Source organism: Desulfurellaceae bacterium (assembly GCA_021296095.1).
Classification (GTDB): Bacteria; Desulfobacterota; Binatia; order Bin18; family Bin18; genus JAAXHF01.
Genome location: JAGWBB010000128.1, coordinates 1,058 through 7,648 on the forward strand (window position 1 = coordinate 1,058; position 6,591 = coordinate 7,648).

At 64.7% G+C, this 6,591-nt stretch carries 8 protein-coding genes; 5 read left to right on the forward strand and 3 right to left on the reverse strand.

Features of this window, described 5'->3' with window-relative positions; translation table 11 throughout:
* Positions 1 to 383: LLM class flavin-dependent oxidoreductase (locus J4F42_20800; protein MCE2487960.1), on the reverse strand; the 383-nt coding region annotated here is incomplete at its 3' end.
* A 126-nt stretch (positions 384 to 509) separates the two neighbouring features.
* Between J4F42_20800 and J4F42_20805 the strand changes: the two genes are divergently transcribed.
* The 5 genes from J4F42_20805 to tenA all read left to right on the forward strand — a co-directional run bounded on the left by J4F42_20805 (position 510) and on the right by tenA (position 5,265).
* Positions 510 to 1,385: an MBL fold metallo-hydrolase gene (locus tag J4F42_20805; protein ID MCE2487961.1), complete on the forward strand. Its 876-nt coding sequence runs from the start codon at positions 510 to 512 to the stop codon at positions 1,383 to 1,385.
* Positions 1,382 to 2,161, forward strand: a complete 780-nt coding sequence (locus tag J4F42_20810) for a hypothetical protein (protein ID MCE2487962.1) — start codon at positions 1,382 to 1,384, stop codon at positions 2,159 to 2,161. The genes J4F42_20805 and J4F42_20810 overlap by 4 nt, the downstream gene beginning before the upstream one ends.
* Before the next feature lie 25 nt (positions 2,162 to 2,186).
* Entirely contained in the window at positions 2,187 to 3,614 is a 1,428-nt protein-coding gene (locus tag J4F42_20815; GenBank protein ID MCE2487963.1) for an ethanolamine ammonia-lyase subunit EutB, read from the forward strand.
* Complete coding sequence (gene eutC / locus J4F42_20820) at positions 3,611 to 4,396, forward strand: ethanolamine ammonia-lyase subunit EutC (protein ID MCE2487964.1); 786 nt, start codon at positions 3,611 to 3,613, stop codon at positions 4,394 to 4,396. The genes J4F42_20815 and eutC overlap by 4 nt, the downstream gene beginning before the upstream one ends.
* A gap of 200 nt (positions 4,397 to 4,596) precedes the next feature.
* A complete protein-coding gene (tenA, locus tag J4F42_20825) occupies positions 4,597 to 5,265 on the forward strand; it encodes a thiaminase II (protein MCE2487965.1) in 669 nt (222 codons plus the stop codon).
* Between the two features lie 43 nt (positions 5,266 to 5,308).
* On the opposite strand, the gene J4F42_20830 is transcribed toward tenA, so the two are convergent.
* Together J4F42_20830 and J4F42_20835 are read right to left on the reverse strand one after the other, a co-directional pair.
* Positions 5,309 to 5,683: a hypothetical protein gene (locus J4F42_20830; protein MCE2487966.1), complete on the reverse strand. Its 375-nt coding sequence runs from the start codon at positions 5,681 to 5,683 to the stop codon at positions 5,309 to 5,311.
* Positions 5,593 to 6,321 (reverse strand): LLM class flavin-dependent oxidoreductase, encoded by a 729-nt coding sequence (locus J4F42_20835; GenBank protein ID MCE2487967.1) that lies wholly within the window; start codon positions 6,319 to 6,321, stop codon positions 5,593 to 5,595. The genes J4F42_20830 and J4F42_20835 overlap by 91 nt, the downstream gene beginning before the upstream one ends.
* Between the last annotated feature and the right edge of the window lie 270 nt (positions 6,322 to 6,591).

A 6,591-nucleotide genomic window follows, 5' to 3' on the forward strand; every position in this document is an offset into this window, starting at 1 on the left:
CCCATGATCTCGGCCTCTTCCGGAAACCAGCCCGCCCCCGCGCCAAGGATTACGCGGCCGTTCGAGTACAGGTCGAGCGTGGCCACCGCCTTGGCGGTGGTGATGGTGTCGCGTTCCGGTAGCAGGCAGATGCCGGTGCCGAGTTTGATGCGGCTGGTCGCCTGCGCCGCAGCCGCCAGGGCGACGAACGGGTCGGCCAGATGGGCGTAAAAGTCCGGCACCTTGCCGTCGGGCGAGCGGGGATAGTAGGTCGTATAGCTGGCCGGAATGACCAGATGCTCGGCCACCCAAAACGACTCAAAGCCGAGATTCTCAGCCGTCTGGGCAATCGCCCCCGGTTCACCCGAGTGTTCTGTCAGAAATGCCGAAACACCGATGCGCATACCTGCTCCTTTCTGCTTGGCCTGGATGTTGTCTGGCACGGCCAAGCCTAGCACAGCCGGACCAAAGCCGAGAAGAGGACGCCCCGCAGGTTTGTGTTGGCCAGACGCCTCGGTTATAGTCGGCCCATGTTACAGGCCGGTGGGGTGACGATTCATTTTTTGAACGCGGGCTTCTGGTATGACGACGGCGGCGCCCAGTTCGGCATCGTGCCGCGCGAGCTGTGGTCACGAGAAAAGCCGCCCAACGCCCGCAACCGGATCAAGATGAGTCTGACCTGCCCGCTGATCGTCTGCGGACAGGATGTGATCCTGGTCGATACCGGGATCGGCAACCGGCTGAGCGAACGTGAGGTTCAGATCTATACCCCCGACCCGGCCGACAGGCTGGTCAAGGGCTTGGACGCTCTCGGCCTGGCCCCCCAGGATGTGACCCACGTGGTCTTGTCGCACCTGCACTTCGACCACGTCGGCGGGCTGATCGACAAGACGGCCGAGGGCGAGGCGCGCCCGATTTTCAGCCAGGCCCAGGTCGTGATCCAGCGGGCCGAGTGGGAGCTGGCTACCCAGCCCCCGGACGAGCGTCTGGCTGCGGCCTACCGACACGCCCCGGAGTGCCTGCACCCGCTCAGGCGGGTCGAACTCCTCGACGGTGATACACAGCTGACGACCGAGGTCCGCACTGCGGTCTCGGGCGGGCACACGGCCCCGCACCAGTGCGTGATCGTCGAAGCCGGCGGCACCGGGCTGATTCATCTGGCCGACATTGTGCCGACCACCTCGCACCTGCGGCCAGCCTGGAACGCCGCCTATGATACCGACCCACTGGCGACTATTGCGGCCAAGAAGCGCTTTTTTGCCGAGGCCCAGGCCGGAAACCTGTGGGTCTCGTTCTCGCACGATGACACAGTTGCGGCCGGTCGCCTTGCCCCTCAAACGGGCAAAAAGCCGGAGTTGGCGGAGACCATACCGCTTGCTGACTCGCCAGGAAAGGAAGGCGTATGACGTCTCTCACACCAGCAATCGCCGGCGTTCGGCTCCCGTTCTGTCTGATGAATGCCGCCGGGGCGCTTTCGACCAGCCGCGAAGAGCTGTTGGCCCTGGCCCGGTCCGAGGCCGGGGCAGTGGTCACCAAGTCGATCACCACCGCTCCGTTTGAAGATCCGGGAGCCCGGTGTGGCCTGGAGAATCCGGGCTATGCCGCCTATGTCGAATGGCTGCCCGACATCCTGGCTGCCGGCAAACCGGTCATCGCCAGTGTGGCGGGCTTCAGTGTAGCCGAGTATAGCGAGACGGCCGGGGCGCTGGTCCGGGCCGGAGCCAGCCTGATCGAGATCAATCTCAACGATCCCCATGTCCACACCCATCTCAATCCGTTTCGTTCGGCCGGGTTTCTGAGCGAGACGCTGGCGGCCCTGCGCCGGGCGGTATCGGCGCCGCTGGCGGTCAAGCTGCCGCCGGGGCTTCCCCTGCCGCTGACCGACGTGGCGGCCGCGCTGCTCGAAGCCGGGGTGCCGGCCGCCATCTGTCACAACGCCGCGACCGCCGGCGGTCCGTCCCAGGCCCAGACCGTGCTGCACGCCTCGGCTGGGAAACTTGATGTGATCGGGGTTGGCAGCGTGTCCACGGCCGCCGAGGCGGTGGCGGTGCTGCGGACCGGCATCAAGGCGGTGCAGATGGGCTCGGCCGTGGTTAGAGAGGGCGTGGGGGTGTTTGCTCGGCTCAAACACGAGCTGGCTGCTGGCGACGAGCGGCCCAACTCCGAGCTGGCCGCCTCCTGAGCCTTCCGGCCGGCCGAGGTTTCGCATGGCGTACGCCACTACCATCCGCTCCGAGCGTTTTGTGTTTGCCGATCTACGCGAGGTGCTGGCCAAGGCCAATGAGGACAAGTCGGGTGATCGTCTGGCCGGGATCGCGGCACGGTCCGAACAGGAACGGGTTGCCGCCAAATGGGTCCTGGCCGACATTCCCCTGGCCGACATTCTGGCCCAGCCGCTGATCGATCCCGACCGGGACGCGGTCAGCCGCCTGCTGCTGGACAGCCTCGACCACACGGCTTTTCAGGAGCTGGCCCCTTTGACGGTCGGTGAGTTTCGGGAATACCTGCTGGACGAGGCAGCTGGTCAGGAAGAGCTTGGCCGTCTGCACTGGGCGATCCCGCCCGAGGTCGCGGCTGCGGTGGCCAAACTGATGAGCAATAAGGACTTGGTGCTGGCTGCGGCCAAAATTCGGACCGTCACCCGCTGTCGCAATACCATGGGACAGGCCGGGGTGCTGGGCATTCGTCTTCAGCCCAACCATCCCAGCGACGACCTGGGCGGGATTCTATTGTCAGCCGTGGACGGTCTGCTGTTCGGCTGCGGGGATGCGGTCATCGGCGTCAACCCGGCCACCGAGTCGGTTGACACCGTGTCGGCCATTCTGCACAGCCTGGACCGGCTGATCGAGACCTATCAGATTCCGACCCAGGCCTGCTGTCTGGCCCATATCAGCACCCAGCTGGCCAGCCTGGAGCGCGGCGCACCGGTCGATCTGCTGTTCCAGTCGATTGCCGGGACCGAGGCGGCCAACGCCAGCTTCGGCATCACGCTCGAGCTGCTGCGCGAAGGCCGCCAACGGGTGTTGGAGCAGCATCGTAGGCGCGAGGTGGCGTGGGTCGGGAATAATGTGATGTATTTTGAGACCGGCCAGGGCAGCGCCCTGTCGGCCGACGCCCACCACGGGGTCGATCAGCTGAGCCTGGAAGCCCGGACGTATGGGCTGGCGCGAGTGTTTGAGCCGTTTCTGGTCAACAGCGTGGTGGGCTTTATCGGTCCTGAATACCTGGCCGACGAGCGCCAGATCGTCCGTGCCGGATTGGAAGACCACTTCATGGGCAAGCTGCTCGGCCTGCCGATGGGCTGTGACGTGTGCTACACCAACCATGCGGACGCCGATCAGAACTCGGCCGATAATCTGCTGCTGCTGTTGGCTGCGGCCGGGTGCAACTATTTCATGGGCGTGCCGGGCGCAGACGACATCATGCTCAACTATCAATCGACCAGTTTTCATGACGCCCTCGGCGTGCGACGCCTGTTTCAGCTCAGACCCGCCCCGGAGTTTCTGGCCTGGCTGGAGCAGACCGGCCTCTTTCACCACGGCCAGCCCGTCCAGACCGACAGCCCGATCCGTCGCCAGCTCGTTCACAGTGTACGGGCGATTGAGGCTGGGCTGGGGGGAGGCAGCGCAGCATGAAACCTCCGGCTCGGGCAGACTCCGACCGGGCGGCCGATCTCATCCGCGCCGTCCGCCAGCGGACGCCCGCCCGCGTTCTGATCGGCCGGGCTGGACCCGCCTATCGGACCCATACCCAGCTGGCTCTGCGCCGCGATCACGCAGCCGCTCTGGACGCAGTCCAGACCGAGCTTGATCTGGCCCGCGACCTTGCTCCCGAACTGGTCAAGCGCTGGGGACTGTTTATGGTGACGACCTGTGCGGAGGACAAAACCGACTACCTGCTGCGGCCGGACTTGGGGCGGCGTTTGAGCCCGCCGGCTCGCCAGCTTATACAGGAGCGCTGTCCGCGCCGGGCTGAGGTCCAGGTCGCTATTGGCGACGGTCTGTCGGTGGCTGCGGTCAAGGCCCAGGTCCCGGTACTTTTGGATAAGCTGGCCCGGGAGGCTCGTCAGCGGGAGTGGCGCTTTGGCCAGCCGTTTGTGATTCGCCACTGTCGGGTGGGGGTGCTGAACGATATCGGCGAGCTGCTGGAGCCCGAGGTGGTGGTGTTATTGATTGGTGAGCGACCCGGGCTGGCCACCGCCCAGAGTCTGTCGGCCTATATGGCCTATCAGCCGCAGGCCGGCCATACCGACGCGGAGCGGAATCTCATCTCGAACATCCACCACCGGGGGGTGAGGCCCGCAGATGCGGCCGTCCGTATTGTGCGGCTTGTGGAGCGCATGCGCCACCTGCGGCGCAGTGGGACTGAGGTCAAGGAACAGCTCGATGAAGCCACGCGCCTCGGACCGACGGTTTGAGGCGTGCGGCTGAGAAAGGGGGGAGGAGTGGAGAAGACACAATCAGGAACAACCCAGGCACTGCTACTGTGTCCCATCTGCAACCTGTACGCCGCCCAGCTGTGCAGGGGGAAGTTGCAGTGTCGAAACTGCGGGTTTATCGAATCGTGACATGACTGCTAATCCTCTGGCAGAGGATAGCCAAGCTTCAGGAGGATATGATGGCTCGGCCCTTTCGGGAAGTACTGCGCGAGGCTGCCGGTTCGGTATGGGAAGCGATTTTTGCCCATCCTTTTGTGACACAGCTGGGTGACGGAACCCTGGACCGCCAGCGCTTTCTGTTTTTTGTCCGCCAGGATGCCCTGTACCTCCAGGACTTTGCCCGCGTTCTGTGCCTGGGAGGGGCCAGGGCCGACACCCTGGACACCCTCGATATGTTTGCCGAGCACGCGGCGACCGTGGTGCGGGTCGAGCGTAGCCTGCATACCGGCTGGAGCGAGAAGCTGGGCATCTCCTCCCACGAGCTGTCCCGCACCGTCCGGGCGCCCGTCACCCAGGCCTACACCCGGCATATGCTGGCCGTTGCCCAGGCCGGCAGCCTGGCCGAGATCGTGGCGGTTGTCCTGCCCTGCTACTGGATCTATTGGGAGGTCGGCCAGCAGCTCGCAGACCGGCTGCCCGCCGAGCCACTGTACGCCGAGTGGATTCAGGCCTACAGCGCCGAGGGCTTTGGGGCGCACGTGGAGCAGCAGCTGGGGCTGATTGACCGCCTGGCCGCCGGGTGCGGGGCGACCGAGCGCGAGCGGCTGATTGACCACTTTGTCCACAGCAGCCGCTACGAATACCTGTTCTGGGATCAGGCCTACCGGCAGGAACAGTGGCCGGTGTAGACACCGGGTGTTGCGGGAGCCCCACGGGCTCCCGTTGAGCCGCTTATTTGGCGGCGAGTCGGACCTCGGCGGCGGGCTCGGCCGTGACCGGCACCCCCTCTTGCTGGAGTTTTGGCATGACCTCAGAGGCAAACAGTTTCATGCTGCGCTCGGTCAGCTCGGGCGGCATGCCGCCATAGCTGAACACCGAGATCAGGTGATCGAAGTCCACCTTGTCGCGCATGGCGGAGATCTGCTCCAGGCACTGGTCGGGCGTGCCTGCGACCTGAAGATTGATGAAGCCCTCGACCGCCTGGTCCGGGGTGGTCGTCTTGGCGTTGTCGGCGATCACCCCGTAGTGCTCGTAGCCCTTGACGTTCTTGAGGTGCCCGTCGGAGAAGTTGTAGTGGGCGTCGGCCGAGGCCCAGTAGCCGCCCATGTAGTCAAACGCGCCCTGGCGGGCTTCACGAAGCTGGCTACAATCGGTTTGACCGGCTCGTGGCCTGCGGCACGGATGATCCGGTCGTGGCGCTCGACATCCTTGGCCACCGCGTCCCAGCCGTGCAGCGGAATGGCGACCAGGACGCCCAAACCCAGCTTGGCCATGCGCTCGGCGGTGTCGGGGCTGACGGCCGCGCCGTACAGCCGACGCTCGGGATGCGAGAAGGGCCGCGGCCGAATGCTCGTCTCTGGAATCTGGAAGTATTTGCCTTCGTGCGAGAAGCGCTCGTTTGACAGGGCTTTGACCACGACCTCGGCGGTCTCGACAAAACGCTCGCGCGACTCTTCCATGGGCACCCGAAAGCCGTTGTACTCGACCGAGGCTGCGCCGCGTCCAAAGCCGACGATGATACGGCCCTTGGACAGAATATCGAGCATCGCGATCTGCTCGGCGGCCCGCACCGGGTCGTGCCAGGGCAGGACGATGACCATTGTGCCCAGCTCAATCTTGGTCGTGCGGCCGGCCATATAGGTCAGGAACTGCACCACGTCCGGCACCATGGTGTAGGGGGTAAAGTTCGAAGCCCAGAGCCTCGGCCTGGTCGGCCAGGCGCAGATCGTTCTGGTAGACCTCATAGTCCGACCACTTGTTGTTTGAGTTCTGCATGAAAACAGACATCCCGACTTTCATGGCGCACCTCCTTTGGGGTAGATCGTGTCGGCCCAGCTATCCTTATCTTCTCGCCTTTCTTCTCGTCCCTTTTGCGGCAAAAAGCAAGCCAAATATCGAACCGACCGGAGGCCGAGTGGACGCAGCCCGGTCCGGGCACTAGAGCGGTTCACCATTATCTGTAGCCACAATGCTGGAAGTAATGATGGCATTCGCGGGGAGAGAAGCCCGTCAAG

Coding starts and splice junctions, on each gene's coding strand:
- J4F42_20830 (MCE2487966.1), bottom strand. CDS start 5,683: ATGGGCGGCTACTGGGCCTCGGCCGACGCCCACTACAACTTCTCCGAC.
- J4F42_20805 (MCE2487961.1), top strand. CDS start 510: ATGTTACAGGCCGGTGGGGTGACGATTCATTTTTTGAACGCGGGCTTC.
- J4F42_20835 (MCE2487967.1), bottom strand. CDS start 6,321: ATGAGGTCTACCAGAACGATCTGCGCCTGGCCGACCAGGCCGAGGCTC.
- tenA (MCE2487965.1), top strand. CDS start 4,597: ATGGCTCGGCCCTTTCGGGAAGTACTGCGCGAGGCTGCCGGTTCGGTA.
- J4F42_20810 (MCE2487962.1), top strand. CDS start 1,382: ATGACGTCTCTCACACCAGCAATCGCCGGCGTTCGGCTCCCGTTCTGT.
- eutC (MCE2487964.1), top strand. CDS start 3,611: ATGAAACCTCCGGCTCGGGCAGACTCCGACCGGGCGGCCGATCTCATC.
- J4F42_20815 (MCE2487963.1), top strand. CDS start 2,187: ATGGCGTACGCCACTACCATCCGCTCCGAGCGTTTTGTGTTTGCCGAT.